This is a genomic window from uncultured Roseobacter sp., from assembly GCF_947495275.1.
Lineage (GTDB): Bacteria > Pseudomonadota > Alphaproteobacteria > Rhodobacterales > Rhodobacteraceae > Roseobacter.
On sequence record NZ_CANLYL010000010.1, the window covers coordinates 46560 to 72533 of the forward strand.

Here is a 25974-nt window from a genome sequence, read left to right on the forward strand (position 1 = left end):
TCTCATGGTCCCGTCAGGCATAGACGATCTTGAGCACCTCATAGGATTTTTCGCCGCCTGGCGTGCGCACTTCTACGCTGTCGCCTTCATCTTTGCCAATCAAGGCGCGCGCAATCGGCGATTTAATGTTCAAAAGCCCATTTTCGACATTGGCCTCATGTTCGCCAACGATCTGCCAGGTCTTTTCTTCATCCGTATCTTCATCCACCAAGGTGACCGTTGCCCCGAATTTGATCGTACCGGACATTTTTGACGGGTCGATGACTTCGGCGAGCCCCAGAACGCCCTCAAGTTCCTTGATGCGTCCTTCGATGAAAGACTGTTTTTCGCGGGCGGAATGGTATTCGGCATTCTCGGATAAATCGCCATGTTCGCGGGCCTCGGCGATGGCCTTGATAATGGCAGGTCGCTCAACGGACTTCAGCTGCTTGAGTTCAGCTTCAAGATCTGTGTGGCCCTTGCGGGTCATCGGAATTTTGTCCATCGGTGTCGTCCACGAAATGATGCGGCCCGCCGGGTTGCACCGGGGGGCCGCAGGTGAGAGATGCCAACTACCTGACCTAATGGTGAGGCAAAATGCAAGAGGGACGTGTCAGATTGGCACGCGCCAGCTTAGTCGTATTGGACGACCTCATATTCGATATTGTCATGGTCGTGGAAATAGAACCGCCGCCCGGGTTCATAGTCGCCATGATTGCCCGGCGTGAATCCAGCGGTTTTTACCGCACTTTCCATCGCGTCGATGTCTTCGACGACAACCGCGATATGGTTCAGCCCGCCACGCGTGATGTAGCTGTTGGGTTTCTCGCCGGTCTGAACCTTTGGTGTGTAGAGCGCCAGATAGTGGGTGTCCGTGCCCACGTGGATGGATTTCCCGCCATCCAGCGACGCGCCTTCCCAGCGAATACGCCAGTCAAAAAGATCACACATCCAGGCTGCCGTCGCATCAGCATCCGAGACTGTGTAGTTGGTGTGTTCAAGCATTGCCGCCATTGCAAAATCCTCCAAATGCGTCTTGATCACATGTATCGTAATTTCTAAACCTAACTTGAGGTCAAGGAGTTTTTTGTATGGCGATCAATGATGGTTTGTCGATTGGGGCATTGTCTGCGCGCACAGGTTTGGCGGTCTCTGCGATCCGTTACTACGAAGCGCAGGGTTTGATCAGACCCTGGCGCAATTCTGGGGGGCAGCGCCGGTTTCAGCGCTCCGATTTGCGGCGGCTCAGCTTCGTGATGATTGCACAGCAATTTGGCTTTACCTTGCCGCAGATTCGCGCGGAACTTGACAGATTGCCCGGCGGGCGCACGCCGACCAAGGCAGATTGGGCAAAGATAAGCGCTGGCTTTCGCGCCAGCCTGGACCAGAAGATAGAGACTTTGACCCGTCTGCGGGACAGTCTGGACGGTTGCATCGGATGTGGGTGTCTGAGTTTGCCCAATTGTGCATTGTACAACCCAACTGATCGTGCTGCGGAAAAGGGACCGGGGCCGCGCTATCTGATGGGGGATCGACCTGAAACGTGAACGGAACCGCGGAGATCTGTGTCAAAATCGTCGTTTTCACCCCTTTATGACGCCCGGTTGCGATTGCATTGGGAGGTGACGTGGTTTAGCCAATCGCGAACGATTATTGCGCAGCGGGTGCTGTGCCCCGAAGGATTGTAAGGGAGCCGGGAATGTCTGAGAGTGAACGCGAAGCAATGGAATACGATGTCGTCATTGTTGGCGCTGGTCCAGCAGGTCTGTCTGCGGCGATCCGGTTGAAGCAACTGGACGCTGATTGCAACGTGGTCGTGCTTGAAAAAGGCTCTGAAGTTGGCGCGCATATTCTCTCTGGTGCGGTGCTCGATCCGGTGGGTCTGGATGCATTGATCCCGGACTGGAAAGCAAAAGGTGCACCGCTGAACGTGCCGGTGACCGAGGACAATTTCTACATGCTGGGCGAGGCTGGGCAGTTGCGCATTCCGAATGCGCCGATGCCACCGCTAATGAACAATCACGGCAACTATATTGTTTCCATGGGTAACGTCTGCCGCTGGATGGCGGAACAGGCAGAAGAGATGGGGGTCGAGATTTTCCCCGGTATGGCTTGTTCCGAGCTGGTTTACGGGGGCAACGGCGAAGTCAAAGGGGTTGTTGCAGGTGAGTTTGGCAAGAATGCTGATGGCAGCCACGGCGACAGCTATGAGCCGGGGATGGAATTACATGGCAAGTATGTTTTCCTGTCTGAAGGCGTGCGCGGCAGTCTGAGCAAACAGGTGATTGCGAAGTACAATCTCAGCGATGGGCATGAGCCTCAAAAATTCGGCCTTGGTATGAAGGAAATCTGGGAAGTTGACCCTGCCAAGCACCGTGAAGGTACCGTAACCCACACGATGGGTTGGCCGCTGAATGGCAATGCAGGCGGCGGATCTTTTATCTATCACCTTGAAAATAATCAAGTTTACGTGGGATTCGTGGTCCACCTGAATTACAAGAATCCACATCTTTTCCCTTACATGGAATTCCAGCGGTTCAAGCACCACCCGATGGTTGCGGATCTGCTGAAAGGGGGAAAACGCGTGGCTTATGGCGCAAGGGCAATCTCGGAGGGCGGTTTCCAGTCCATGCCAAAAATGGTCGCCCCGGGTGTTGCCCTGCTGGGCTGTTCGGTCGGTATGGTCAATGTCCCCCGTATCAAGGGCAACCACAATGCGATGTTGTCTGGTATGGCAGCGGCCGAGGCGGCGATCGGGGCGATGTCAAACGGTCGGGCCAGCGACGAATTGGCGACTTACGAGGCCGAAGTCCGTACCGGCAAGATCGGTCAGGACCTGCGCAAAGTGCGCAACGTCAAACCGCTGTGGTCCAAATATGGGCTGACGGCCAGCCTGATCATGGGTGGACTCGATATGTGGACCAACACGCTTGGGTTTTCCTTTCTGGGCACGTTGGGGCATGGGAAATCTGACGCGGATGCCACGGAAGAAGCGTCAAAACACACGCCAATTGACTATCCGAAGCCAGATGGAAAGCTGTCCTTTGACAGGCTGACCAATGTGGCTTTCTCTTTCACCAACCACGAAGAGAGCCAACCCGCGCATTTGACACTTACCAACGCCGATGTACCGATCAAAAGCAATCTGCCAAAATTTGCAGGCCCTTCAGCGCGCTATTGTCCGGCGGGCGTTTATGAGTTTGTTGAAGAAGAGGGCAAGGACACGCGCTTTGTCATTAATTTTCAAAACTGCGTCCATTGCAAAACTTGTGATATCAAGGACCCGGCACAGAATATTGTCTGGACGACGCCGCAGGGGGGTGACGGCCCGAACTATCCAAATATGTGATCTGCGGAAGGGCGGCTATTTTTCCGCCTGAGTGATCGCTTTTTGGTGATCAGGTGAGACCGGGGAGAATCGCCATCGGTCGATCGGGGCCATTGCGATTGCGTCCGAACATGCTAGCTTAAAGCAAAAGCCCTTTTCGAATGAGGTCGAGCGTTTCGTGTTCCAAAAACTGATGACAACCGCTGCGGCGATTGCCGTTGTATCCGCATTGGCAGTGTCGGCGCATGCGCAATCCATTGCTGGTCCCTATCTGGCAGCACGATCCGCTGCATTGCAAAGCGATTTTGAGCAGGCTGCATCCTACTTCACCCAAGCGCTGGCCCGCGATCCTGGCAATGTTCAGCTGATGGAAAGCGCTGTTGTGTCCCAGCTCGCAATGGGACGCATAGAGCGGGCCGCGCCAATCGCTACGGCATTGGTTTCGTCGGGTCAACAAAGCCAGATTGCGGAACTGGTGCTGACCGCAAAATCGATCCTGGATGAGGATTATCAGGCACTTGCCGGCAAGATCCCGCAGGGAGAAGGCATCGGGCCGCTCGTTGATGGGTTGGTTGGTGCCTGGGGTCTGATGGGTGTCGGCAAGGTGAGCGAGGCCCTGGCTGGTTTTGACAAGCTCGCTGAGAGGCCCGGTCTTCTGGGCTTTGCGCTTTATCACAAGGCCATGGCACTGGCATCGGTTGGCGATTATGAAGGCGCCGAGCAGATTTTTGCATCCGACGGCACCGGTTCGGTGGTGCAAACCCGCCGGGGTGTGCTGGCCCGGGTTGAGATCTTGTCGCAGCTGAATCGGGACGGTGAAGCCCTGGAGCTTTTGCAGCGCATGTTCAGCGGCGCGACTGATCCGGAGATTGACCTGATCGTTGCTGCGTTAAATGACGATGAACCCCTGCCATTCAAACATGTTGCCAGCGTTCAGGACGGATTTGCCGAAGTTTTCTATTCGGTGGCTGCGGCGCTGCGAAGCGAAGCAGGTCCGGAATATACGATCCTTTATGCTCAGGTCGCGCGCGCCTTGCGGCCGGGGCACGTCGATGCCTTGCTTCTGACGGCGGAGCTTTTCGAAACACTTGGCCAACATGATGAGGCGATTGTTGTCTACAAGGGCGTACCGTCTGATCATCCGGCCTACCACGCGGCGGAGCTGGGGCGGTCGGCGGCAATGCGTCGGTCGGGCAAACCTGAAGCCGCCATTGAGGTTCTGGAACAGTTGGCCCGAACCCATGGCCAGCTGGCATCCGTTCAATCGGCTTTGGGTGACGCGCTGCGTCAGGAAGATCGCTTTGCTGATGCGGTTGTGGCCTATGATCGTGCCGTGGCGCTTGCCGAAGACAGCGGCGGTCCAAGCTGGTTCCTTTTGTATGCCCGTGCCATCTCAAACGAGCGACAAGGAAACTGGGAGGCGGCAGAAGCAGGTTTTCGCGCCGCACTCGAAGTGAACCCGGGACAACCCCAAGTGTTGAACTATCTTGGTTATTCTCTGGTCGAAAAAACGGAAAAGCTTGATGAGGCGCTGGGTTTGATTGAGCAAGCGGTCGCGGCCAGCCCGGACAGCGGCTACATAATCGATTCCCTCGGCTGGGCGCTTTATCGTCTGGGCCGCTACGACGAAGCAGTTCCGCATATGGAGCGTGCGGTGGAGCTGATGGCCGTTGATCCGGTTGTGAATGATCACCTTGGTGACGTTTATTGGGCCGTGGGTCGCAAACGCGAGGCGGAATTCCAATGGGCGCGTGCGTTATCTTTTGTCGATGAAGATGATCCTCTGAGCGAGGCCAAGCCTGACCGGATTCGGCGCAAGCTGGAGATCGGGCTTGATGCCGTGCTTGAGGAAGAAGGGGCTGCTCCGCTGGAAGTTGCTCAAGATTGACGCAAAGCGATCCTAAATCGGTTCGGATATTCGCGCCCGCCAAAATCAATTTGACCTTGCATGTGGTGGGTCAGCGTTCTGACGGCTACCATCTGATCGACAGTCTGGTGGCCTTTGCCGATATCGGGGATATTGTCGAACTGACGGTTGGCCCTCGGGAATTCAGTGTTTCGGGCCCGGAGGCACAACATCTGGGTTCTGAGGACAGTAATCTTGTCGTGCGGGTGGCGAAACTCTTCCCCGGCTTGCCTGATCTGAGCATCGCGCTCACAAAAAACCTGCCGGTTGCGTCAGGAATTGGTGGTGGATCGGCGGATGCGGCTGCGACCTTTCGCGGGTTGGCTGCAATGCAAGCTGGCCAGGCGGTCCCAAAGGTTGATCAATTGCTGGAACTTGGTGCCGATATCCCGATGTGCGTGAGCTGTGCCGCAGCGCGCATACGCGGTATTGGTCAGGAGATCACAATATTACCGAAGATGCCGTCGCTGCACGCTGTTCTTGTGAACCCGAGAGCTGCAGTTTCGACACCAAAGGTGTTTCAGTCCCTTCCAGTGCGAAAGAATCCACCCATGCCGGTAGATCTCCCGAGCTTCGCCGGTGCGTCAGAATTTGCAGACTGGTTGTTGGCGCAACGCAATGATTTGCAGGCCACCGCCATTGCACTGGAGCCATCAATCGAGACGGTGATCCAAGCACTGGAAAGCCAGCCGGGGTGTCTGATGGCGCGTATGTCTGGGTCCGGGGCGACCTGTTTTGGGGTGTTTAAAAACGCAGATGCATCGCTCGCTGCGGCCAAGGAAATTGGCCTGATGCATCCTGAATGGTGGGTGCAAGCGACGCATCTGGGAACACAGTCAGGCAGCGCCCAGCCGCAAATCAGTTGATCCGTTCAACGACGTAATCTGCCAGATCGCTCAACATGTCCTTAATCTCGTGATCGGGCAGCGGCTTTAAAGCAGATTTCGCTTTTGCGGCCCAAACACGCGCTTGCGTGGCTGTTTCAGTCAGGGCGTTGTGCTTTCGCAGCAAAGCGAGAGCAGTCTCCAGATCCTCATCTGTTTGTCTGCCGCGTTCGATGGTGCGCACCCAGAAAGCGCGTTCGTGCTCGTCCGCCTTGGCAACCGCCTTGATTAGAGGCATCGTGAGTTTTCTCTCTCGGAAATCATCGCCGATATTTTTCCCGATGGTGCCCGCGTCTCCCTGAAAATCCAGGAGGTCGTCAACGATCTGGAACGCTATCCCCAGTGCGTCACCGTAATCAAAAAGCGCCTGCACCACGGCGCCGGGCGCATCGGCGATAACCCCCCCGACTTCTGTGGCGGCAGAAAACAATGCGGCGGTTTTGCCTCGGACAACTTGCAAGTAAATGGCTTCGGTTGTTGCGAGATCCTGGCTGGCGGTGAGTTGGAGCACTTCGCCCTCGGCAATCGTCGCCGACGCGTTGGACAATATATCGAGGACGCGCAGGGAGCCGGTTTCGACCATCAGCTGGAAGCTGCGCGAAAAGAGATAATCGCCGACCAGAACGGATGACTTGTTGTCCCACAGCAGGTTTGCCGTCGGGCGCCCGCGGCGTTGGCCGCTTTCGTCCACCACATCGTCATGCAGCAGCGTCGCCGTGTGAATGAATTCTACCGTTGCGGCAAGGTTCACATGATACGGCCCTTCATATCCGCAAAGATGGGCTGCCGCCAATGTAAGCATGGGGCGCAACCGCTTGCCACCTGCCTCCACCAGATGTGCAGTTACTTCGGGAATGCGTGGCGCGTGCTCCGAGGCCATGCGCGTCCGGATCAATGCATTCACAGCCAGCATGTCTTTGGCCAGATACGCGGCCATCCGATCATGCGGTTTTTGTGAATTCTCCGTTTTCGGCATCAACTTCCCGCTTGCTAGGGTCGACATGGTGGTCTGTTTGCCTTTACATCTTTGATATGAAGGAACTTTTGCGTAGCACAGACCCAACGATCATTGCCTTTGCCACCGCCCTTCTTCAAGGGGAGCGTATAGCTTGCTTCGAGCAGGACGTAAACATGAGCGTGCTCGAAGGAGGTATCGGAATTTTCCCGCGTCGCCTGATGGTCAGGGCAGACCAACATGTCGCTGCAACGCGCGTTCTCGAAGATAATGACATCCCACTGGGGCTATGAATGACAACCTGACTCGAGATGCTTTTCTTGGTGGGCGGGTGCAGCTTCTTCAGCCGCGTCACGGGTACCGCGCCGGGGCAGACCCGGTGCTGCTTGCGGCAAGCGTTCCAGCCCGTTCCGGGCAGTCCGTGCTGGACCTTGGATGTGGCGTTGGGGCGGCAATCCTTTGTCTGGGAGCCCGGGTCCCGGGGCTTTTGATGACCGGCGTGGAAATGCAGCCCGATTACGCCGATCTTGCGCGCCGCAATGGCGGCGATCAACTGGAGGTTATTCCGGCAGATATCAATGATTTGCCTCTTGACCTGCGCGAGCGCCAATTTGATCACGTGATGACCAATCCGCCCTATTTTGACAAAGCCGCACGGCGTGCTGGAAAGGACGGTGGGCGCGAAACCGCCGTTGGCGAGGTTACGCCGCTCGCAAAATGGGTGAAAATTGCCGCGAAACGCGCGCGGCCAAAGGGCTTTGTTCACGTGATCCACCGTGCTGAGCGATTGCCGGACATTCTCAGGGCACTGCCGGTGCACATGGGGAGTATTGAAGTGTTGCCGCTGACTCCGCGCGCGGGGCGTTTGGCTGAACTGGTCATTTTGCGGGCAAAAAAGGACGGGCGTGCCGCCTTTAAGCTGCACGCGCCGCTGATTCTCCACGAAGGATCTCGCCACGAAAAGGATGGCGACAGCTATGTTCCGGCGGTGAAATCCATACTGCGCGACGGTGCCGCGCTGGATTTTTGACAGGCGTTAACACAATTTTAACGGGTATCATGCCCATGCTGCTGATGCGGCGTGACTTGGCGCGCATGTTGTGCTCAACTCAACCCGTACCGTTGCAAACAGGAGGAATGAATGAGCGTTACTGCACATGTCGACCAGCTGAAGAAGAAACATCAGTCCCTGAGCGAAGCCGTTGAAGAGGCGCAACGCGCGCCGGGCACCGATGATCTTGCAATCGCCGACCTGAAAAAGCAGAAACTACGCCTGAAAGAAGAGATTACGCGGCTCTCCAGTTAAAGCCCGCGAGACAGTCTGGCGCGGGCAGCGCATAGCGCCCCGCCGGTGACATGCAAGACACCGCTTCCGATCTCGTAAGGTCGATGTCTGTTGTCTTTCCAGAAAGCTAAAACCGGCTTGATCGCTTGAAGCAATGGCGGTTGAGCGCAGATATCTGATGATGTCGGAGACCCTTTTCCGGGGACTGACGCCAAAAGAGCATGAATGCAGGACTGCCATTGCGTGTGGTGTCCTGTTTTCAGGACCAATCCGCTGGATTTCTGATAACAAGTTGATCTGTGATGTAGGTCGTTTTGCCAATCTCATGGAGCATCCAATCTCTGAACGCTCTGATCTGCGGTCGGTTTTCCGCGCCCTGCGGGCAGAGAAAACGGAAGCGCGCCCCGGTTGATAATGCCACTTTGTAAGGCATAACCAATCTGCCCTCATCTACTTCTTTGACCACAAGCGCACGTCGACCCAAGACAACGCCCATTCCGGCAAGTGCAGCATCAACCGCATGATCCGCCTGACTGAAGCGCGGGCCGTGGGTCGGCGCAAAATCTATCCCCACAGCCGCGAACCATGCTTGCCAGTCACATTTAGGCCTCAGGAAATTGATCGAATCGTCGAAAATCAGCGGCGCGGATTTGAGGCTCTCTGCATTAGGGTACTTCTCGGCCAATGCCGGTGTCATGACCGGTGCAACCCATTCGTGGGCAAGTGGCACTGCGTAAAGGTTCTCTTCTGGTTCACGACTGAAACGTATGGCCACATCAATTGCGTCGCGTCCAAAATCCATGATCTTCAATGATGCGGAGAAACGAAGCTCAATTTCCGGGTGGGCTTGTGCAAACTCGTAAAGTCTGGGTGCTAGCCATTTTGCGGTGAAGGCAGGTCCGGCGGTAACCGTCAGGGTTTGCGTATCCTGGAGGCGTTGCGTGGTCCGCCATGCTTGGCCCAAAACCTGAAAACCCTCGGCGGCTCCCGGGGCCAGCGTTGCTCCCGCTTCGGTCAATTCAACTGCGCGGTTCAATCGTTGGAAGAGTGGTGCGCCCAAATGCTGCTCAAGTGATTTGATCTGAAAGCTCAATGCAGCCGGTGTCACAGAAAGCTCATCTGCGGCTTTCGCAAATGACATGTGGCGCGCAGCCGCATCAAAGGCACGTAAAGCGGTTAGCGGGGGGAGCTTGCGATGCATATTCACATAAGTAAAACTTAACTGAAGCTGCGTAAAGTCTCGTTTGTACGCCATCAACATAAGTGACATATTCATGTCAGATCAGAAACGCTGAAGTAATTGACGGGGACTGGGCATGTTTGAAGCGACCACAACAAGCGGGACACGTGACGCGATTCACAAAGCTCATGAAGAGCGTGCGCAGGCCTTGCGGGATGCATGGCATTGGCTTTTCGCCTCACTGCGGTGATCTTACGAAACAAAAAAAGGGCCGGTCGCAATGACCGGCCCGTTGCTTCGCAGAACTGAATTCAGACGAAGAACTGCGCACCATTGGCAGAAATGGTCGATCCATTCACAAACCCGGAATCATCGGACGCCAGGAATACGACACATCTTGCGATTTCTTCGGGCTCGCCCAAACGACCGGCTGGGATTTGGGCGATAATCGACTCGCGTACCTTTTCCGGTACAGCCATCACCATATCAGTCGCGATATACCCCGGACAGATTGCATTGGCGGTAATGCCTGCACGCGCACCTTCCTGCGCGAGAGATTTCACAATGCCTAGGTCTCCCGCTTTGGTCGCGGCGTAGTTTACCTGTGCGAATTGACCTTTTTGGCCATTGATTGAGCTGATCACAATGACACGGCCAAATTTGCGTTCGCGCATGCCGGGCCAGATCGGATGCACCGTATTGAAGACGCCTGTCAGATTGGTGTCGATGACCTCCTGCCACTGCTCTGGCGTCATCTTGTGGAAGGGTGCATCGCGCGTAATACCCGCGTTGGCGACGACCACGTCAATTGGTCCAAGGTCTGCCTCGACAGAGGCGAGGCCCGCTTTGCTGGCCTCATAATCTGCCACATTCCATTTATATGTTTTGATTCCCGTTTCGTCGGTGAACTTTGCGGCGGCTTCGTCGTTGCCGGCGTAGGTTGCCGCGACGGAATAACCTGCGTCTTTCAGGGCGTTGGAAATTGCGGCGCCGATCCCTCGGCTGCCTCCGGTGACAAGTGCGACACGGGACATAGTCGGATTCTCCTTATTTTCTGGCAATGTTGTTACGCGCCTAATGGTCGTTGCGCAACTTTATTACGCAACCAATGTTGGTTTGAGGTGGAGGTCGGGCGGTGTGCGAAACGCCGCCCGTCACTTAGTTAAGGGCGCTCAAGGCACATTGCGACACCCATGCCACCGCCAATGCACAATGTCGCGAGGCCTTTCTTGGCGTTGCGTCGCTTCATTTCGAAGAGCAGTGTATTGAGAATGCGCGCGCCGGAAGCGCCGATGGGATGGCCAATCGCAATGGCCCCACCGTTCACATTTACAACATCCGGATTCCAGCCCATGTCCTTGTTGACCGCGCAAGCCTGCGCTGCAAAGGCTTCGTTCGCCTCAACCAAATCAAGGTCTTCAGCCTTCCAGCCCGCCTTTTCCAGCGCTTTGCGGCTTGCGTAAATCGGGCCGGCGCCCATGATCGAAGGGTCAAGGCCAACTGTCGCGTAGCTCGCGATCCGTGCGAGAGGTTCGATCCCGCGTTTTTCAGCGTCGTCGGCCGACATCATCAACGCAGCTGCCGCACCATCATTGAGGCCGGAGGCATTTGCAGCTGTTACGGATCCGTCTTTGGTGAATGCAGGGCGTAGTTTCTGCATCGCTTCCATTGTCGCACCGTGACGAATGTATTCATCCTGATCGATGATGGTGTCTCCTTTGCGGCCCTTCACCGTAAAGGCCATAATTTCATCGGCGAACTTGCCGGCTTTCTGGGCGGCTTCCGCCTTGTTTTGAGAAGCGACAGCGAATTCATCTTGCTGATCGCGACCGATCTGCCACTTCTCAGCAACGTTTTCGGCGGTTTGACCCATGTGATAGCCATTGAATGCGTCCCACAATCCGTCCCGAATCATCGTGTCGATGTATTTCAGATCGCCCATTTTATGTCCGGCGCGAAGACTGGCCGCATGGGGTGAAAGTGTCATGTTCTCTTGACCACCGGCCGCGACAATCGAGGCATCGCCCAGTTGAATGTGCTGTGCCGCCAGCGCTACGGACCGAAGGCCGGACCCGCAGACCTGGTTGATGGTCCAGGCAGAACTTTCCTGAGGCAACCCCGCGTTGATATGCGCTTGCCGGGCCGGGTTTTGGCCTTGGGCTGCTGTCAGAACCTGACCCAGAATGGTTTCGGAAACTTCCGACGCGTCGACACCGGCACGCGCCACAACTTCCTTTAAAACGGCGGCGCCAAGATCGTGAGCGGGCGTGGTTGCGAACGAGCCGCCAAAACTGCCGACGGCAGTACGTGCGGCGGAGGCGATAACGACATTCGTCATGTGATTGGTCCTTTGCCAGTTCTAGGCAGGGGCAAACTGGGCTGGCCTTCAAATTAAGGCCGATATCCCCCACCACTCATTGGCGAACCCATAACGCATCCAATTGTGCTCAGCAACCAACTGAGCAGTTGAGTTTCAACCGTGCATCGGCGCGTTCTTGACTACATGGCTTTCTGAGTTGCCGCGTCGCGTAGCCAGTGAGGGCGGGTCGTGGCCGCGGCGAAGTGGAAACCTTGCAGGCAATCAACGCCTATTCTTACAAGCGTTTCGGCGTCTTCTTTGTTCTCGACGAACTCCGCAACGGTGAGCATGTCAAAGTGGCGGGCAATAGATACCAGGGCCGATGTCATGGCCTGATTATCCGGGTCGTTTGCAATGCCGCGGATAAACTGCCCGTCGATCTTGAGGATATCGAAGAAAAAATCCTTGAAGTAGCGCAATGCGGTATAGCCTGCGCCAAAATCGTCCATGGCAAAGCAGATGCCTTCGATTTGCAAACGGTCCATGAAATCAACGACAAGTTCCGGGACCATCATCGCGGAGCTCTCGGTGATTTCGAGAATCAGCCTTTCGGCAATAAGGTCATTGCGGGTCAGCCAGCGGTCTAACGTTCGGTTCCATTGCTGGTACCCAATCGACCGTGCCGACATATTGATGGAGAGCCGCAGGCCCGGATTGTCATTTAGCGCGCGCAAACCAAGACCGAGGGCAAGCGTATCCAACTGACGGCCAAGTTCGGAATTTTCGATGGTGTCCATGAAGTCAGACGCCGGAATAACCCGGCCAGTGTAATCCAAAACGCGGATCAACCCTTCGTAAAATGCGACTTTGCCTTGCGCGCGAGCCTGCATGACGGGCTGGAAAGCAAGCAGCACCTGCTTGTTCTTGATCGCCTCGGCCACCATGTCGATCGTGTTCTGATCCCGTTTCGATACTGCAAAGCTCAGCGGGCTTTCGGCGCCGGGTGGTACGTCTGCCAGTATTTTCTTTCTGTGTCCGGGCATCGTCTTCCTCAAACTGATCTGCTTTTGACACCTTGCAGCCTAAAACGCTAAACCCGGGTTAATATTCTCATTTTGTTCTAATTTAATATATGCTTTAATGCATTGAAAAATATGGTAAACAAAAGAGAAATATGAAAACGCGCTGCGAATGGGCTGGGCCCGAAAAAATCTATCTGGAGTACCACGATACGGATTGGGGGGTGCCCGAGTATGACAGTCGCGCACTCTGGGAGAAGCTGGTTCTTGATGGTTTTCAAGCGGGCTTGAGTTGGCTCACGATTTTGAAAAAGCGGGAGAATTTCAGGACGGCATTTGCCGGATTCCAACCAGACATCGTGGCCGGATGGGGAGCGGATGAGGTTACACATTTGCTGGCCGATAAAGGGATCATTCGGCACCGAGGAAAAATCGAGGCGACGATTTCAAATGCGCGCGTGTGGCAGAAAATCGAGGCGCGCGAGGGCTTCGATACATTTTTATGGAATTATGTTGGTGGCACGCCGCTTGAAAATAGGTGGGCATCTGCGGATGAAGTGCCTGCATTTACTCCGCTGTCCACGCAGATTTCAAAGGATCTCAAGAAAGAGGGCTTTCGGTTCTGTGGCCCCACAATTGTCTATGCCTTCATGCAGGCTGTCGGGATGGTTAACGATCATTTGGTGAGCTGCCATCGACATGCCGAGGTTGCAGAATTGGCGCGCACAAAGAGCCGTTGACTCTGTCCCGAACACGCGTATAAGCGCGGCTTCATTGGTGTTGGTGGCTCCCGCAAGGGACAGCCTGTCAGGTGCAAGCCAGAGGACAACGCCCTTCACGCCCCTCGGGGCCACATAGAAGGAGATCAGCCGTGACAAAACGCACGTCTGCCAAGTACAAAATCGACCGCCGCATGGGCGAAAACATCTGGGGCCGTCCAAAATCCCCGGTGAATCGCCGCGAATATGGCCCCGGCCAGCACGGTCAGCGCCGCAAGGGCAAACTTTCCGATTTCGGTATCCAGTTGCGCGCCAAGCAGAAGCTCAAAGGCTACTATGGTGACCTGACCGAGAAGCAATTCCGCCGCATCTACGCCGAAGCCGAACGCGTCAAGGGCGATACCGGTGAAAACCTGATTGGTCTGCTGGAGCGTCGTCTGGACGCCGTTGTCTACCGCGCGAAATTCGTGGCAACCGTTTTCGCGGCGCGCCAGTTCGTGAATCACGGCCATGTCAAAGTGAACGGCAAGAAGGTCAACATTCCTTCCTATCGGGTTCAGGAAGGCGACGTGATCGAAGTGCGCGACCGCTCCAAACAACTGGCTGTGCTGCTCGAAGCGACACAATTGCCCGAGCGCGACGTGCCTGATTACGTCGAGGCGGACCATTCCAAAATGACGGCGAAATTCGTGCGCACACCTGCTCTGGGCGACGTGCCATACCCTGTCATGATGGAACCAAACCTCGTCGTGGAATTCTACGCGAAGAACTAAGGTTCCTCGCAATCATTGCTTTGGGGCCGCGCCGGATCATGCCAGCGCGGCCCTTTCTTGTTTATGGGGGGCGATATGACCAACTATCCAAACTACGGCCGCATTGACGGTCCCATTGTCATCATCGGGTTCGGATCTATCGGGCGCGGTACGTTGCCGCTGATTGAACGGCATTTCGACTATGACCCGGAGCAGTTGGTTGTCATCGAGCCCAATGAAAGCGTGGGTGACTTTCTGGACGCACGCGGCGTGCGTCACCAGCAGATCAAGATCACGCGCGACAATTACCGTGAGGTCCTTGGTGGGCATTTTGCCGCTGGCCAGGGGTTCTGCGTGAACCTGAGCGTTGATACATCTTCGCTTGATCTCATGAAGTTCTGTCGTGAACTGGGCGTGCTCTACATTGATACGGTGGTCGAACCCTGGGAAGGTTTCTATTTCGAGACCAGTGAGAATGCCGAGCGCACAAACTATGCGCTGCGCCAGAAGGTCCGCGATGAGAAAGCCGCCAATCCGGGCGGGACAACGGCAGTGTCCTGCTGCGGGGCCAATCCGGGCATGGTGAGCTGGTTCGTGAAAGAGGCGCTGCTGACACTGGCAAAAGACACCGGACGTGATGTTGAGGCGCCGACAAATCGGGCGGCGTGGGGGGCGCTGATGCAGTCACTGGGCGTCAAAGGCGTTCATATTGCGGAGCGGGATACGCAGGCCCGCCACGCGCCGCGCCCGCGCGGTACTTTTGTCAACACCTGGTCTGTCGAAGGGTTCATTTCTGAAGGTTTCCAACCCGCCGAACTGGGGTGGGGCACGCATGAGACATGGATGCCCGACAATGCCCACAGCTATGATACGGGCTGCCAGTCCGCAATCTGGCTGGAGCGTCCCGGCGCGATCACGCGCGTGCACACCTGGTGTCCGACGCCCGGGCCGCAGTTCGGTTTTCTGGTCACCCATAACGAAGCGGTGTCGATCTCGGATTATTATACCGTTGGTCCGGCGGAGGCGCCGGAATTCCGCCCGACCTGCCACTACGCCTATCATCCGAGTGACGACGCGGTCCTGTCCCTGCATGAAATGTTCGGATCCGGTCGTCAGCAAACGGTGCATCACATTCTTGAAGAAGATGAGATTGTTGAAGGCATCGATGAGTTGGGCGTGCTGCTTTACGGGCATGAGAAAAACGCCCTGTGGTACGGCTCGCGTCTGTCCAATGCGGAAACCAGGACGCTGGCTCCCTATCAAAATGCCACCGGTTTACAGGTCACATCCGCGGTTCTGGCGGGCATAGTCTGGGCGCTGGAAAACCCGAATGCCGGGATTGTCGAGACCGACGAAATGGACCACGCTCGCTGTTTGGACGTGCAACGGCCCTATCTTGGCCCGGTGGAGGCGCATTACACCGACTGGACGCCGCTTCAGGACCGCTGGGAGCTTTTCCCCGAAGACATTGACGAAAGCGATCCGTGGCAATTCCGCAATGTTCTGGCCAGTTGAGGCAATCGTGCAGATGACGGTGGCAGACCGCGCGGCACCTCGGTAAGGTCCGCCGGACAGGAGACGACCCGATGACCACATCCCTATGCCCGCAACCCGGTATCATGGATATCGCTCTCTATCAGGGCGGGGCGTCCAGTATCGACGGGCAGGCCGATCCGCTGAAACTCAGTTCCAACGAAAACCCCTTCGGCGCCAGTTCAAGAGCCATCTCTGCTGTTGCCGAGGCCGCCGCAGGGCTGCATCGCTATCCCACAACGGATCATGCGGGATTACGGTCAGCGATTGCCGATGTACATGGGCTGGACCCGGACCGTATCATATGCGGTGTTGGATCGGACGAGATTTTGACCTTGCTCGCGCTGGCATTCGCCGGGCAAGGAGACGAAGTGCTCTACCCGGAGCACGGCTTTTCGATGTACCGGATATTTGCCCTGTCCGCGGGGGCCACGCCGGTCGTTGCGCCGGAAACGGACCGGCGCGTGGATGTCGACAAACTCATCGAAAAGATCACCCCCGCAACGCGGCTGATCTACCTTGCCAATCCGGCCAACCCCACCGGGACTGCGCTCGACATGGGGGAAGTGACGCGGCTGGCTGATGCGGTTCCCGCAAATTGCCTGCTGGTGCTGGACGGTGCCTATGCGGAATTCTTTGACGGCTACGATGGGGGTGCGACCCTTGTGGAGGCGCGCGAAAACGTGGTGATGACACGCACCTTTTCCAAACTCTACGGGCTGGGTGGTCTGCGGGTTGGCTGGGGCTATGCGGCACAACATGTGATCGACGTGCTGAACCGTGTGCGTGGGCCGTTCAACCTGTCGTCGGTGGCACTGGCCGGGGCGCAAGGGGCCGTACGCGACCGCGATTTCGTCGATACCTGTTTGCAGGAAAACGCAGAGCAACGGGTGCGCCTGACTGGCGGGTTGCGCCAGCTTGGGATAGCTTGTGACGAAAGCCAGGCCAATTTCGTGTTGGCGCGGTTTGCGAATGAGCCCGAAGCGCTTGCCGCTGATCAGCACCTCAAGGATGCGGGTATTCTGGTCCGCCTGGTGAAAGGCTATGGGTTCCCGGACGCCTTGCGTATTACGGTAGGGCGCGCGGAAGATGTCAGCCGTGTGCTGGAGGCATTGGCCTCCTTTAAGGGGGTGGAATGAGCGCCATCTACGACCGTGTTGCGCTGATCGGATTGGGATTGATCGCCTCGTCCATGTTCTGGGCGAGCAAGAGGAGATCATTAGCAGGCGAAGTCACGGGCTTTGCGCGCAGCGCCGAGACACGCGAAACCGCCCGCCGGATCGGACTTTGCGACCGGGTCTGCGAAAGCGCGGCGGAGGCGGTAGAAGGAGCCGATCTGGTGGTGCTCTGTGTGCCGGTGGGTGCGATGGCGTCTGTCGCCGCCGAGATTGGACCCTTTTTGAAACCGGGCGCGACGGTTACCGATGTGGGCTCCGTCAAACGAGACGTGATTGAAAATGTCTGCGTGCATTTGCCAGATAATGTGCATTTCATTCCGGGCCATCCTCTGGCGGGCACGGAGCATTCTGGTCCGGACTCAGGGTTTGCCGAGCTTTTTGACAATCGTTGGTGCTTGCTGGTGCCTGTTGAAGGATCAGACAGGGACGCCTTGGCGCAATTGCGCGCGTTTTGGGAAGGGCTCGGCAGCAATGTCGAAGAAATGGACGCTGACCATCATGATCTGGTTCTGGCAGTCACCAGCCATGCGCCGCATTTGATTGCCTACACGATGGTTGGCGTGGCAGACGACCTGCGCCGCGTCACAGACAGTGAAGTCATCAAATATTCCGCTGCGGGTTTTCGTGATTTCACCCGGATTGCTGCGAGTGATCCAACCATGTGGCGGGACGTGTTTCTGACCAACAAGGACGCGACACTGGAAATTCTGGGGCGTTTCACCGAAGAGCTTTTTGCCTTGCAGCGTGCGATCCGAACCGGCGACGGGGATCACCTGCATGATTATTTCACTCGGACCCGTGCGATCCGTCGTGGGATCATCGAGGCAGGACAAGATACGGATGCACCGGATTTCGGTCGCGTGAAACAACCCAAATGAAGACCCTTGCGTTCCTTTTCACGTTTCTGGCCGGCGTCGCAGTTGCTGCGCCAGAGGCGGTCAAACGTCCTGTTGGGCGGCCGGGGTCCACAGCAAGCGGTTCGTTGCCGCTTGCCCTCGACGGGTCCGGCGCAATCGAAGCACCGGAGCGCGCGGCGGCGACAAAGGCAGCACTGCCAACTGGAATTGCGCCAAAAACCTCATTGCGCCCGAAAATGCGGACACGTGCGGTCAAGCGTCTGGCACGAAAACAAAGAAAGCTGCGAGCCAAGGGCGCGGTCTGCGGTGACCTTGATTTGCAAGGAGAGGTCCTCGGTCCCAAGCCGGGCAGAATTTCCGGGTGCGGTGTGGCTCAGGCCGTGCGGGTCCGCTCGGTATCCGGCGTGAGCCTGAGCCAACGGTCAGTGATGGATTGCGACACCGCGCGCGCACTCAAATCCTGGGTGGACAACACGGCCAAACCCGCGCTTCAAAAAAATGGGGGCGGACTCAAGAGCCTGCGCGTTGCTGCACATTACGCATGCCGAACCCGGAATAACAAAAAAGGCGCGCGTATCTCAGAGCATGGAAAAGGGCGCGCGATTGATATTTCGGGTTTTCAGCTGCGGGATGGGTCCACGATTACGGTATTAAAGGGATGGACCGCGCGTGAAACCAGCCAGGTCATGCGCAGGCTTCACCGTGGTGCCTGTGGTCCGTTTGGGACGGTGCTGGGTCCCAACGCCGACAGCCATCATCGTGATCACTTCCATTTTGACACTGCCCGATACCGTTCCGGGACCTATTGCCGCTAGCGCAATATGAAACGTGGCGCGGGACCGAGCGGCAAAAACCCGACAGAGATCAGCCCGTCGTTGAGTGTGAGCGTCAAATCCAGCGCCTCAGAGTTACCGCCAAGACCGGCGAGGGCGGAGAGCGCTTGTTCAAACTGCGGTCGCAGGGCGCGCGGCAAAACGCCCGCATTTTCGGCCAGAACCAGCATGGTTCGCCAGTTGCGGGCTTGCACCTTGACAGTTCCGGTCGCGGCTCCGTCCGGGTCGATATCGAGGCTCGCCGCAAACCGCAATTGCAACGCGCCCCAGGCCGCTTCAGCCTGGTCGATGATGATCTGGCGCGGCTGTGGACGAGAAACCTCCAACGCTGATATGTCCCAAACCCGATCAAATGTGACCGAGAGTCTGGCGTTGAAACTGTCAAAACTGACCGGCCAATGCTGCGGGATGAAAAGGGCCGCGCGGGGAATCTCTCCCGGACGCAAAGCGTCAACGCGCAGATTGAGGGCGTATTTTTCAGGTATCTCTTCATCCTGATGTAAGACCATTTGCGATTTTCCGCCCGCCAGGAAATCACCGGCAACGCTATCCAGAAGCCAGGCGTCTGAAGATGTTTTCATCTTTTCCAACGCCATCGCGATCTTGGGTTTCAAAGAAACATCGACGCGCCCTTTTTGTACCAAGAGACGCGCGCGCCCTTCAGGGGTTGCCAACAAAATCGGATCACCGGGCAGGACAATGCGAATATCGCCAGGAGCCCAGACAGGTGCCCGGAGTTCCAAAACTGAGGTGTCTAAAGCAACGCCCGTTGACGGATCGGCCAGCGTCAAGTTCCTCAGAAGGAGATGCACATGGCTGGGAAATCCCTGAAAGCCAATGGCGGAGGTTTCTGCCTGCCAGCCGTCGACCTGCCGTTGAGCGAGCCATTGGTCGATACCTCGCACCGCCCCAAAGGTGGCGAAGGCCCACCAACCACTTACTGCCAATGCCGCGAGCAAAACAAACCGGATCAGACGCCACATTACACAGCCCTTTCCCTTTCCGCTGAATTGAGGTTTACGCAATGCAGTCAAGGAGAACCAGCAAGATGACAATGTGGGTGTTCGGATACGGCAGCCTCCTGTGGAATCCCGGTTTCGAAGTGGCAGAGCAGGTTGTAGCAACGCTGCCCGGCTATGCGCGGTCGTTCTGTATGTGGTCCATTCACCACCGTGGCACGGAAGAACATCCCGGATTGGTGCTGGCGCTGGACGAGGAACCGGCACATGCCTGCGAAGGTGTGGCGCTGGCGGTTGCATCGGGGCAGGAAGCCACGACACTCAGCTACCTGCGGGAACGGGAGTTGATCTCATCCGCCTATCTTGAGCGTGAGCTTGACATTGATCTAACCGATGGGCGCAGGGTGCAGGCGCTGTGCTACGTGATCAACCCGGATCATGTGCAGTATTGTGGCGGAATGCCATTGGAACAGCAGGCACAAATCATTTCGACTGCCAAGGGTGGCATGGGCCCGAATACCGAGTACCTCTACAACACCGCCGCGCATCTGACAGAGATTGGATTGCATGATCCTGATCTGGAATGGCTCAGCCAACGGGTCCGCCACCTGACCGCATAAATCCTTGGCGCTGGCGGCGCATTTCAGTGTAAGCTGCCGCAAGAGCAGAACAATAACGCGCAGGAGCAAGAGCGCATGGCATTGCCAGACCACGAGGTACGACCGGTTTTCTCGCAGCCGGTGCGGCAAATTTCGCTGATGCTGATTGTCCTTGCGCTGTCCGGGTTTGGCAGCTTTCTGGCGTTACCGCGTGTACTGCCGGTTTTTGAGGCCAACCCCTACCTCAACGGCTTCATCATTTTTGTGTTCATCATCGGTGTGTTCGCCTGTTTCTATCAGGTCTTCCAACTGATTGGGTCGGTCCGTTGGATCGAACGCTTCGCCACCGACAGCCTAGACAGTAGCATCAAGGCACCACAATTGCTGGCCCCTCTGGCCTCCCTGCTGCGCTCGCGGGGGGCACGCATGCAGGTCAGCGCATCCTCTACCCGTTCCATCCTTGATTCCGTTGTGAACAGGATCGAGGAAGCGCGCGAGATTACGCGCTATATTGTCAGCATGCTGATTTTCCTAGGCCTTCTGGGAACCTTCTATGGGCTCGCAACAACAGTTCCGGCGATCGTGGAAACCATCAGCAGCCTCGCTCCGGAAGAGGGTGAGGGCGGTGTCGAGGTCTTCAACAGACTGATGAGCGGGCTGCAAACACAGCTTGGCGGCATGGGCGTTGCCTTTGCCTCCTCCCTGTTGGGGCTGGCCGGATCACTGATCGTCGGTTTGCTTGAGCTTTTTGCCGGACACGGACAGAACAGGTTCTACCGTGAGCTCGAAGAGTGGCTCAGTTCCATCACACGCGTGGGGTTTTCGTCTGGAGACGACGCCACCAGCGATCAGAGCATTCTGGCAGGGGTTGTGGACCATATGGCCGAGCAGATGGAAGTGCTCCAGCAGATGTTCATAGAGACGGACGTCAGCCGGGGTCAGGTTCAGGAGCGGCTAGATGCGCTGGCGACATCCATCGAACGTATGACCGATCGGATGGATCGACCTGATCCGTCCGGGGCAGCGCTTGAACGGGTCGCGGCGGGGCAGGAGCGTCTCATAACAGTGTTGGAGAACCAGAGCCAAGGCGATGGAATTGATGCAGAGAGCCGCATGCGGCTCCGTTCAATCGACGTGCAGATGCTCCGTATTCTCGAAGAGATTTCCGCGGGCCGGCAGGAGAGCATGGCAGAATTGCGCATGGATATCTCCCGGTTGACCGATGCGTTGAGCCCGCGACGCGCCCGTTCTGCCATGAAGTCAAAACCCGAAGGGAACTGACAATGGCCTTGTCACGACGTACCGGTGCCCGCTTTCAGGCCTCGATCTGGCCGGGTTTCGTTGACGCGATGACAGGGTTGCTGCTTGTCCTGATGTTCGTTCTGACCATTTTCATGGTTGTGCAATTTGTTCTGACGGAGCGGATCACCGGGCAGGAATCGGAATTAGATCAATTGGCGGGTGAGGTGGCCGCGCTGGCGCAGGCCTTGGGGTTGGAGCAACAGACCAACTCAAATCTTGAAAAACGCATTGGCGCGCTGGATGCGAATTTGAATGATGCGGAGGCCCGCATCGCTTCTTTGATCGCTACCCGCGATGCTCAGACAACGGCGCTTCTGGAGGCCCAGACACAAATTACCAGTTTCGAAGCACAGGTTGCGGCCCTGATCTCACAACGTGATTCAGCCCTTCGGGATGTTGCGTCACTGGAAGAGAGGCGCGATGCGCTCGAAAGCACCCAGGTGGAATTGTTAAGCGAGCAGGAAGCGCTGAACCTTGCCTTGGCGACGGCACGTACGGAAATCGATGCTCAGGTCGAGGCAGCGCGGTTGGCGGCTGCGCGCCGCGAAGCCTTGGCTGCGCTTGTCGCTGATCTGCGGTCACGCAATGCTCAGGTTGAGGGTCAGGTTGATGCGCTGTCTGCCGAGCTTGAATCGACCGCGCAGGCGTTGAGTGATGAAGAAGCTGCTCGATTGGCGGAAGCCGCCGCTGCCGAAGCGCTGCGGGACCGGCTTGCGGATGCGGATGCGGAGCTAACGGCAATGACGTTGGCCCTGGAGGCGCAGCGCAAGGAGGCTGAGGACACTCTGACATTGTTGGCTGCGGCGCGGGCTGCGGAAAATGATCTTGATGCGCAATTGGCAGCCGCATTGCTGCGCGCAGAAGGTCTGGCGGAAACGGTTGAAACCACGGCCGAAGAGGCGCGCGCTCTGCGTGAGGCTGAACGGGCGTTGGCGGCGCAACTGAGGGCTGTCGAAACCGAAGCCTTGGCCGATCAGGAAACAATTGAAAGCGCGCAAGCCACACAAGAGAATCTTGAAGCAGAGCAAAAGCGGTTGCGCGAGCAATTGGCATTGGCATTGGCAGCCAAGCTCGCGGCGCAAACCTTGGCGGAGGATACGACGACGGAAACGGAGCGTCGCGCAGCGCTGCTGGCCGAGGCGCAACGCGCCCTGGCGCAGGAGGAAACGATCAGTGCAGATGCGCAAAGACAAGCCGAGTTGCTGAACCAGCAGGTGGCCGCACTACGAACCCAACTGGGCGACTTACAAGCATTGCTGGACGACGCGGTGGCGCGGGATGCCGCCTCTCAGGTCCGCCTTCAATCTCTGGGGTCTGATCTGAATACCGCGCTGGCGCGGGTTGCCGCAGAAGAACGGCGCCGTGCCCAGCTTGAAGAAGCCGAGCGACTGAGACTGGAAGAGGAAGCTGCCCGTCTGGCGGAAGAGGCTGCGCGGCTGACTGAGGAGACCAAGGATCTCGCGCAATACAGATCAGAATTCTTCGGTCGGTTGAGAGATGTTTTGGGTCGGCAGGAGGGGGTGCGCATTGAGGGTGATCGGTTTGTGTTCTCTTCCGAAGTTCTGTTTGAGCCCGCCAGCGCCACGCTTTCTCTTGCCGGTCAGGATGAGGTGGCAAAAGTTGCGCGTATTTTGGCAAGTGTGGCGGGTGATATCCCACCGGAAATTGATTGGATCATCCGCGTCGATGGGCACACTGATGACTTGCCGCTATCGGGTTTCGGCCAATTTGCCGATAACTGGGAATTAAGCCAGGCGCGTGCGTTGTCGGTTGTGAAATATATGGTCAGCGCTTTGGGTATTCCGCCCAACCGGCTTGCCGCAAACGGATTTGGTGAGTTTCAGCCAGTTGCTTTAGGCGACAACGAAGAAGCGCGGGCTCAGAACAGACGGATCGAGCTTAAGTTTACCGAGAAATAGCCAGTATTTCACTGCCGAGTTACATCCAGCGCGAAAAAGCTTAACGGCGCAGACATTGGATGTAAGGCAAAAGAACCCGCCCTGATGTTCTTCAGGGCGGGAGAATTGCGTAACAAGCTGTGGCGGGTTAGTCCGCTGTCAGCAGCGGTGGTTTGTCGCCTGACAGTCGCGGTTTGTCGGGGCCATCGATCTTGAGATCAATTTCTCCGCCTTTGATGCCGACTTTCACAATGCCGCCCTTGGCAAGCTTGCCAAACAGCAAATCCTCGGCAAGAGGCTTTTTGATATGCTCTTGAATGACACGGCCAAGGGGACGCGCGCCCATTTTGGAATCATATCCTTTGTCAGCCAACCATTCCGCAGCAGGTTTGGTAAGTTCGATTGTTACATTGCGATCCATCAACTGAGCTTCCAATTGCAGTACGAACTTTTCAACCACTTGCAAAATGACTTCCTTCGGCAGCGGTGCAAAGCTGATGACGGCATCCAGTCGGTTGCGGAATTCCGGCGTAAAGGTGCGTTCGATTGCGGCGGTATCCTCACCCTCGCGACGATCACGACCGAAACCGATTGCTTCCTTGGCCTGTTCTGCGGCACCGGCATTTGATGTCATGATCAATACGACATTACGGAAATCAACAGTACGTCCATTGTGATCGGTCAGTTTGCCATGATCCATGACCTGCAACAAAATATTGTAGACATCCGGATGCGCTTTTTCCATTTCGTCGAGCAAGAGTACGCAGTGCGGGTGCTGATCGACGCCATCTGTCAGCATACCGCCCTGATCAAATCCGACATATCCCGGGGGTGCACCAATCAGCCGGCTTACGGCGTGTTTCTCCATGTATTCGGACATGTCGAACCGCAACAGCTCGACCCCCAGAGTGTCCGCCAGTTGCTTGGCCACTTCGGTTTTCCCGACGCCAGTTGGCCCCGCAAAGAGATAGTTACCGATTGGTTTTTCTGGCTCACGCAAACCCGCACGCGCCAATTTGATGGCAGATGAGAGTGCCTCTATCGCCTTATCCTGTCCAAAGACCACACGCTTCAGAGAGCCCTCGAGATCCTTCAGAACCTCCGCGTCATCCTTGGACACGTTTTTCGGCGGAATGCGGGCAATCTTGGCAACCACATTCTCAATTTCCTTTGTGCCAATCGTTTTGCGGCGCTTGGCGGCAACCACCAAATGTTGCGCAGCGCCCGCTTCGTCGATCACGTCGATGGCTGAATCGGGGAGTTTCCGGTCATTGATATAGCGAGACGCCAACTCCACCGAGGATTTGATCGCATCTGCCGTATACTTGACTGAGTGATGATCCTCGAAATAGGGCTTCAATCCGCGCAGGATTTTCACCGCATCCTCGACAGAGGGTTCATTCACATCGATTTTCTGGAACCGGCGGCTCAGCGCACGGTCCTTTTCAAAATGCTGGCGGAACTCCTTGTAGGTCGTGGAGCCCATTGTGCGAAGTTTGCCGCCCGCGAGCGCGGGCTTCAAAAGGTTTGACGCATCCATTGCGCCGCCGGATGTGGCACCCGCACCGATCACCGTGTGAATTTCGTCGATAAACAGAACTGCGTCTTCGTGTTGTTCCAGTTCTGCGACAACTGCTTTTAGACGTTCTTCGAAATCACCGCGATAGCGGGTGCCCGCCAAGAGCGCGCCCATATCAAGCGAATAGATCGTGGTATTTTCCAAAACCTCTGGTGTCTCGCCGCCAACGATCTTGCGTGCAAGCCCTTCTGCAATGGCAGTTTTGCCAACACCGGGATCGCCAACCAGCAGCGGGTTATTTTTGCGGCGACGGCACAGCACCTGAATGCATCGCTCGACTTCCGCATCGCGCCCGATGAGCGGATCGATATCCCCCTCGCGTGATTTGGCGTTCAAATCCACACAGTATTTTTCGAGCGCACTTTCCTTTTTCTCCCCTTCGGTGACACCTTGGGTCTCCTCCTCGCTCTCTGGCGCGCCGGACACGGGACGGGGTTCGCCGAAAGCGGGGTCTTTTGCGACGCCATGCGCAATGAAATTAACCGCGTCATACCGCGTCATATCCTGATCCTGCAGGAAGTAGGCCGCGTTACTTTCCCTTTCGGCAAAGATCGCGACAAGCACGTTCGCGCCCGTCACCTCTGTGCGCCCGGAGGATTGCACATGAATGGCCGCGCGCTGAATGACCCGCTGGAAGGCGGCGGTGGGTACCGCTTCTGAGCCGTCAACGTCCGTCACCAGATTGCTGAGATCTTCGTCGACGAATTCCACAAGTGTCGCGCGCAGATCATCCACATCGACACTGCAGGCTTGCATCACCCGGGTCGCGTCCGGCTCATCAATAAGGGCGAGCAATAGATGCTCCAAAGTTGCAAACTCATGGCGACGTGCATTGGCCAAGGCCAGCGCAGAATGAATTGCCTGTTCCAGTGTGGTCGAAAATGAAGGCACAATAAGCGCTCCTTCTGATCGGGGTCGGTGGCGGATCCG

The 25974-nt window shown here is 56.8% G+C and carries 25 protein-coding genes; 16 read left to right on the top strand and 9 right to left on the bottom strand.

Annotated elements, in window-relative coordinates; all coding sequences use genetic code 11:
* Positions 1-13 precede the first annotated feature (13 nt).
* Both greA and Q0802_RS17360 read right to left on the bottom strand, forming a co-directional pair.
* Positions 14-484, bottom strand: coding sequence for a transcription elongation factor GreA (gene greA, locus Q0802_RS17355; protein ID WP_298920606.1), 471 nt, complete (start codon positions 482-484; stop codon positions 14-16).
* Positions 485-612: 128 nt separating this feature from the next.
* Positions 613-993 carry a VOC family protein gene (locus tag Q0802_RS17360; RefSeq protein WP_298920608.1) on the bottom strand — a complete coding sequence of 127 codons (381 nt, stop codon included), beginning with the start codon at positions 991-993 and terminating at the stop codon, positions 613-615.
* 77 nt (positions 994-1070) lie between these two features.
* Here Q0802_RS17360 and soxR point away from each other — a divergent pair, with 77 nt between their 5' ends.
* The 4 genes from soxR (at position 1071) to Q0802_RS17380 (ending at position 6079) form a co-directional block, all read left to right on the top strand.
* Positions 1071-1526 carry a redox-sensitive transcriptional activator SoxR gene (gene soxR / locus Q0802_RS17365; RefSeq protein WP_298920611.1) on the top strand — a complete coding sequence of 152 codons (456 nt, stop codon included), beginning with the start codon at positions 1071-1073 and terminating at the stop codon, positions 1524-1526.
* 152 nt (positions 1527-1678) lie between these two features.
* A complete protein-coding gene (locus Q0802_RS17370; protein ID WP_298920613.1) occupies positions 1679-3328 on the top strand; it encodes an electron transfer flavoprotein-ubiquinone oxidoreductase in 1650 nt (549 codons plus the stop codon).
* 172 nt (positions 3329-3500) lie between these two features.
* Positions 3501-5195 carry a tetratricopeptide repeat protein gene (locus Q0802_RS17375; protein WP_298920838.1) on the top strand — a complete coding sequence of 565 codons (1695 nt, stop codon included), beginning with the start codon at positions 3501-3503 and terminating at the stop codon, positions 5193-5195.
* On the top strand, positions 5192-6079 hold the full coding sequence (locus tag Q0802_RS17380; protein WP_298920615.1) for a 4-(cytidine 5'-diphospho)-2-C-methyl-D-erythritol kinase: 888 nt from the start codon (positions 5192-5194) through the stop codon (positions 6077-6079). The genes Q0802_RS17375 and Q0802_RS17380 overlap by 4 nt, the downstream gene beginning before the upstream one ends.
* Here the strand turns inward: Q0802_RS17380 and Q0802_RS17385 are convergent.
* A complete protein-coding gene (locus tag Q0802_RS17385; protein WP_298920840.1) occupies positions 6072-7073 on the bottom strand; it encodes a polyprenyl synthetase family protein in 1002 nt (333 codons plus the stop codon). The two genes, Q0802_RS17380 and Q0802_RS17385, sit on opposite strands and share 8 nt — an antisense overlap.
* 56 nt (positions 7074-7129) lie before the next feature.
* Between Q0802_RS17385 and Q0802_RS17390 the strand changes: the two genes are divergently transcribed.
* From Q0802_RS17390 to Q0802_RS17400, 3 genes are all read left to right on the top strand, one after another.
* Positions 7130-7345: a DUF2007 domain-containing protein gene (locus Q0802_RS17390; RefSeq protein WP_298920617.1), complete on the top strand. Its 216-nt coding sequence runs from the start codon at positions 7130-7132 to the stop codon at positions 7343-7345.
* Positions 7342-8082: a methyltransferase domain-containing protein gene (locus Q0802_RS17395; protein ID WP_298920619.1), complete on the top strand. Its 741-nt coding sequence runs from the start codon at positions 7342-7344 to the stop codon at positions 8080-8082. The genes Q0802_RS17390 and Q0802_RS17395 overlap by 4 nt, the downstream gene beginning before the upstream one ends.
* A 111-nt stretch (positions 8083-8193) precedes the next feature.
* Positions 8194-8358, top strand: a complete 165-nt coding sequence (locus tag Q0802_RS17400) for a DUF465 domain-containing protein (protein ID WP_298920621.1) — start codon at positions 8194-8196, stop codon at positions 8356-8358.
* Positions 8359-8596: 238 nt separating this feature from the next.
* On the opposite strand, the gene Q0802_RS17405 is transcribed toward Q0802_RS17400, so the two are convergent.
* The 4 genes from Q0802_RS17405 to Q0802_RS17420 all read right to left on the bottom strand — a co-directional run bounded on the left by Q0802_RS17405 (position 8597) and on the right by Q0802_RS17420 (position 12859).
* Positions 8597-9538 (bottom strand): transcriptional regulator GcvA, encoded by a 942-nt coding sequence (locus Q0802_RS17405; protein ID WP_298920842.1) that lies wholly within the window; start codon positions 9536-9538, stop codon positions 8597-8599.
* A gap of 290 nt (positions 9539-9828) precedes the next feature.
* Positions 9829-10551, bottom strand: a complete 723-nt coding sequence (gene phbB, locus Q0802_RS17410) for an acetoacetyl-CoA reductase (RefSeq protein ID WP_298920623.1) — start codon at positions 10549-10551, stop codon at positions 9829-9831.
* Between the two features lie 128 nt (positions 10552-10679).
* Positions 10680-11855, bottom strand: a complete 1176-nt coding sequence (locus Q0802_RS17415; protein ID WP_298920625.1) for an acetyl-CoA C-acetyltransferase — start codon at positions 11853-11855, stop codon at positions 10680-10682.
* A gap of 161 nt (positions 11856-12016) precedes the next feature.
* Positions 12017-12859 carry an EAL domain-containing protein gene (locus Q0802_RS17420; RefSeq protein WP_298920627.1) on the bottom strand — a complete coding sequence of 281 codons (843 nt, stop codon included), beginning with the start codon at positions 12857-12859 and terminating at the stop codon, positions 12017-12019.
* A 131-nt stretch (positions 12860-12990) separates the two neighbouring features.
* Between Q0802_RS17420 and Q0802_RS17425 the strand changes: the two genes are divergently transcribed.
* The 6 genes from Q0802_RS17425 (at position 12991) to Q0802_RS17450 (ending at position 18689) form a co-directional block, all read left to right on the top strand.
* Positions 12991-13575 carry a DNA-3-methyladenine glycosylase I gene (locus Q0802_RS17425; protein WP_298920629.1) on the top strand — a complete coding sequence of 195 codons (585 nt, stop codon included), beginning with the start codon at positions 12991-12993 and terminating at the stop codon, positions 13573-13575.
* Between the two features lie 131 nt (positions 13576-13706).
* Entirely contained in the window at positions 13707-14327 is a 621-nt protein-coding gene (rpsD, locus tag Q0802_RS17430; RefSeq protein WP_298920631.1) for a 30S ribosomal protein S4, read from the top strand.
* A gap of 75 nt (positions 14328-14402) precedes the next feature.
* Positions 14403-15821: a saccharopine dehydrogenase NADP-binding domain-containing protein gene (locus Q0802_RS17435; RefSeq protein ID WP_298920633.1), complete on the top strand. Its 1419-nt coding sequence runs from the start codon at positions 14403-14405 to the stop codon at positions 15819-15821.
* 71 nt (positions 15822-15892) lie between these two features.
* Positions 15893-16978 carry a histidinol-phosphate transaminase gene (gene hisC, locus Q0802_RS17440; RefSeq protein ID WP_298920635.1) on the top strand — a complete coding sequence of 362 codons (1086 nt, stop codon included), beginning with the start codon at positions 15893-15895 and terminating at the stop codon, positions 16976-16978.
* Positions 16975-17895, top strand: coding sequence for a prephenate/arogenate dehydrogenase family protein (locus tag Q0802_RS17445; protein WP_298920637.1), 921 nt, complete (start codon positions 16975-16977; stop codon positions 17893-17895). The genes hisC and Q0802_RS17445 overlap by 4 nt, the downstream gene beginning before the upstream one ends.
* A complete protein-coding gene (locus tag Q0802_RS17450; protein WP_298920639.1) occupies positions 17892-18689 on the top strand; it encodes an extensin family protein in 798 nt (265 codons plus the stop codon). The genes Q0802_RS17445 and Q0802_RS17450 overlap by 4 nt, the downstream gene beginning before the upstream one ends.
* Here the strand turns inward: Q0802_RS17450 and Q0802_RS17455 are convergent.
* Entirely contained in the window at positions 18686-19690 is a 1005-nt protein-coding gene (locus tag Q0802_RS17455; RefSeq protein ID WP_298920641.1) for a DUF2125 domain-containing protein, read from the bottom strand. The two genes, Q0802_RS17450 and Q0802_RS17455, sit on opposite strands and share 4 nt — an antisense overlap.
* A 65-nt stretch (positions 19691-19755) precedes the next feature.
* On the opposite strand from Q0802_RS17455, the gene Q0802_RS17460 reads away from it, so the two are divergent.
* The 3 genes from Q0802_RS17460 to Q0802_RS17470 all read left to right on the top strand — a co-directional run bounded on the left by Q0802_RS17460 (position 19756) and on the right by Q0802_RS17470 (position 23486).
* Complete coding sequence (locus tag Q0802_RS17460) at positions 19756-20286, top strand: gamma-glutamylcyclotransferase (protein ID WP_298920644.1); 531 nt, start codon at positions 19756-19758, stop codon at positions 20284-20286.
* Between the two features lie 75 nt (positions 20287-20361).
* Positions 20362-21546, top strand: coding sequence for a biopolymer transporter ExbB (locus tag Q0802_RS17465; protein WP_298920646.1), 1185 nt, complete (start codon positions 20362-20364; stop codon positions 21544-21546).
* Positions 21547-21548: 2 nt separating this feature from the next.
* Entirely contained in the window at positions 21549-23486 is a 1938-nt protein-coding gene (locus tag Q0802_RS17470; RefSeq protein ID WP_298920648.1) for a peptidoglycan -binding protein, read from the top strand.
* A gap of 127 nt (positions 23487-23613) precedes the next feature.
* Here Q0802_RS17470 and clpA read toward each other — a convergent pair whose 3' ends face one another.
* A complete protein-coding gene (gene clpA / locus Q0802_RS17475; protein WP_298920650.1) occupies positions 23614-25935 on the bottom strand; it encodes an ATP-dependent Clp protease ATP-binding subunit ClpA in 2322 nt (773 codons plus the stop codon).
* Positions 25936-25974 lie beyond the last annotated feature (39 nt).

What these genes read in the sequence shown, in the direction of transcription:
- greA (WP_298920606.1), bottom strand. Translation starts at nt 484, where the DNA reads ATGGACAAAATTCCGATGACCCGCAAGGGCCACACAGATCTTGAAGCT.
- Q0802_RS17360 (WP_298920608.1), bottom strand. Translation starts at nt 993, where the DNA reads ATGGCGGCAATGCTTGAACACACCAACTACACAGTCTCGGATGCTGAT.
- soxR (WP_298920611.1), top strand. Translation starts at nt 1,071, where the DNA reads ATGGCGATCAATGATGGTTTGTCGATTGGGGCATTGTCTGCGCGCACA.
- Q0802_RS17370 (WP_298920613.1), top strand. Translation starts at nt 1,679, where the DNA reads ATGTCTGAGAGTGAACGCGAAGCAATGGAATACGATGTCGTCATTGTT.
- Q0802_RS17375 (WP_298920838.1), top strand. Translation starts at nt 3,501, where the DNA reads ATGACAACCGCTGCGGCGATTGCCGTTGTATCCGCATTGGCAGTGTCG.
- Q0802_RS17385 (WP_298920840.1), bottom strand. Translation starts at nt 7,073, where the DNA reads ATGCCGAAAACGGAGAATTCACAAAAACCGCATGATCGGATGGCCGCG.
- Q0802_RS17390 (WP_298920617.1), top strand. Translation starts at nt 7,130, where the DNA reads ATGAAGGAACTTTTGCGTAGCACAGACCCAACGATCATTGCCTTTGCC.
- Q0802_RS17395 (WP_298920619.1), top strand. Translation starts at nt 7,342, where the DNA reads ATGAATGACAACCTGACTCGAGATGCTTTTCTTGGTGGGCGGGTGCAG.
- Q0802_RS17400 (WP_298920621.1), top strand. Translation starts at nt 8,194, where the DNA reads ATGAGCGTTACTGCACATGTCGACCAGCTGAAGAAGAAACATCAGTCC.
- Q0802_RS17405 (WP_298920842.1), bottom strand. Translation starts at nt 9,538, where the DNA reads ATGCATCGCAAGCTCCCCCCGCTAACCGCTTTACGTGCCTTTGATGCG.
- phbB (WP_298920623.1), bottom strand. Translation starts at nt 10,551, where the DNA reads ATGTCCCGTGTCGCACTTGTCACCGGAGGCAGCCGAGGGATCGGCGCC.
- Q0802_RS17415 (WP_298920625.1), bottom strand. Translation starts at nt 11,855, where the DNA reads ATGACGAATGTCGTTATCGCCTCCGCCGCACGTACTGCCGTCGGCAGT.
- Q0802_RS17420 (WP_298920627.1), bottom strand. Translation starts at nt 12,859, where the DNA reads ATGCCCGGACACAGAAAGAAAATACTGGCAGACGTACCACCCGGCGCC.
- Q0802_RS17425 (WP_298920629.1), top strand. Translation starts at nt 12,991, where the DNA reads ATGAAAACGCGCTGCGAATGGGCTGGGCCCGAAAAAATCTATCTGGAG.
- Q0802_RS17435 (WP_298920633.1), top strand. Translation starts at nt 14,403, where the DNA reads ATGACCAACTATCCAAACTACGGCCGCATTGACGGTCCCATTGTCATC.
- hisC (WP_298920635.1), top strand. Translation starts at nt 15,893, where the DNA reads ATGACCACATCCCTATGCCCGCAACCCGGTATCATGGATATCGCTCTC.
- Q0802_RS17445 (WP_298920637.1), top strand. Translation starts at nt 16,975, where the DNA reads ATGAGCGCCATCTACGACCGTGTTGCGCTGATCGGATTGGGATTGATC.
- Q0802_RS17450 (WP_298920639.1), top strand. Translation starts at nt 17,892, where the DNA reads ATGAAGACCCTTGCGTTCCTTTTCACGTTTCTGGCCGGCGTCGCAGTT.
- Q0802_RS17455 (WP_298920641.1), bottom strand. Translation starts at nt 19,690, where the DNA reads ATGTGGCGTCTGATCCGGTTTGTTTTGCTCGCGGCATTGGCAGTAAGT.
- Q0802_RS17460 (WP_298920644.1), top strand. Translation starts at nt 19,756, where the DNA reads ATGACAATGTGGGTGTTCGGATACGGCAGCCTCCTGTGGAATCCCGGT.
- Q0802_RS17465 (WP_298920646.1), top strand. Translation starts at nt 20,362, where the DNA reads ATGGCATTGCCAGACCACGAGGTACGACCGGTTTTCTCGCAGCCGGTG.
- Q0802_RS17470 (WP_298920648.1), top strand. Translation starts at nt 21,549, where the DNA reads ATGGCCTTGTCACGACGTACCGGTGCCCGCTTTCAGGCCTCGATCTGG.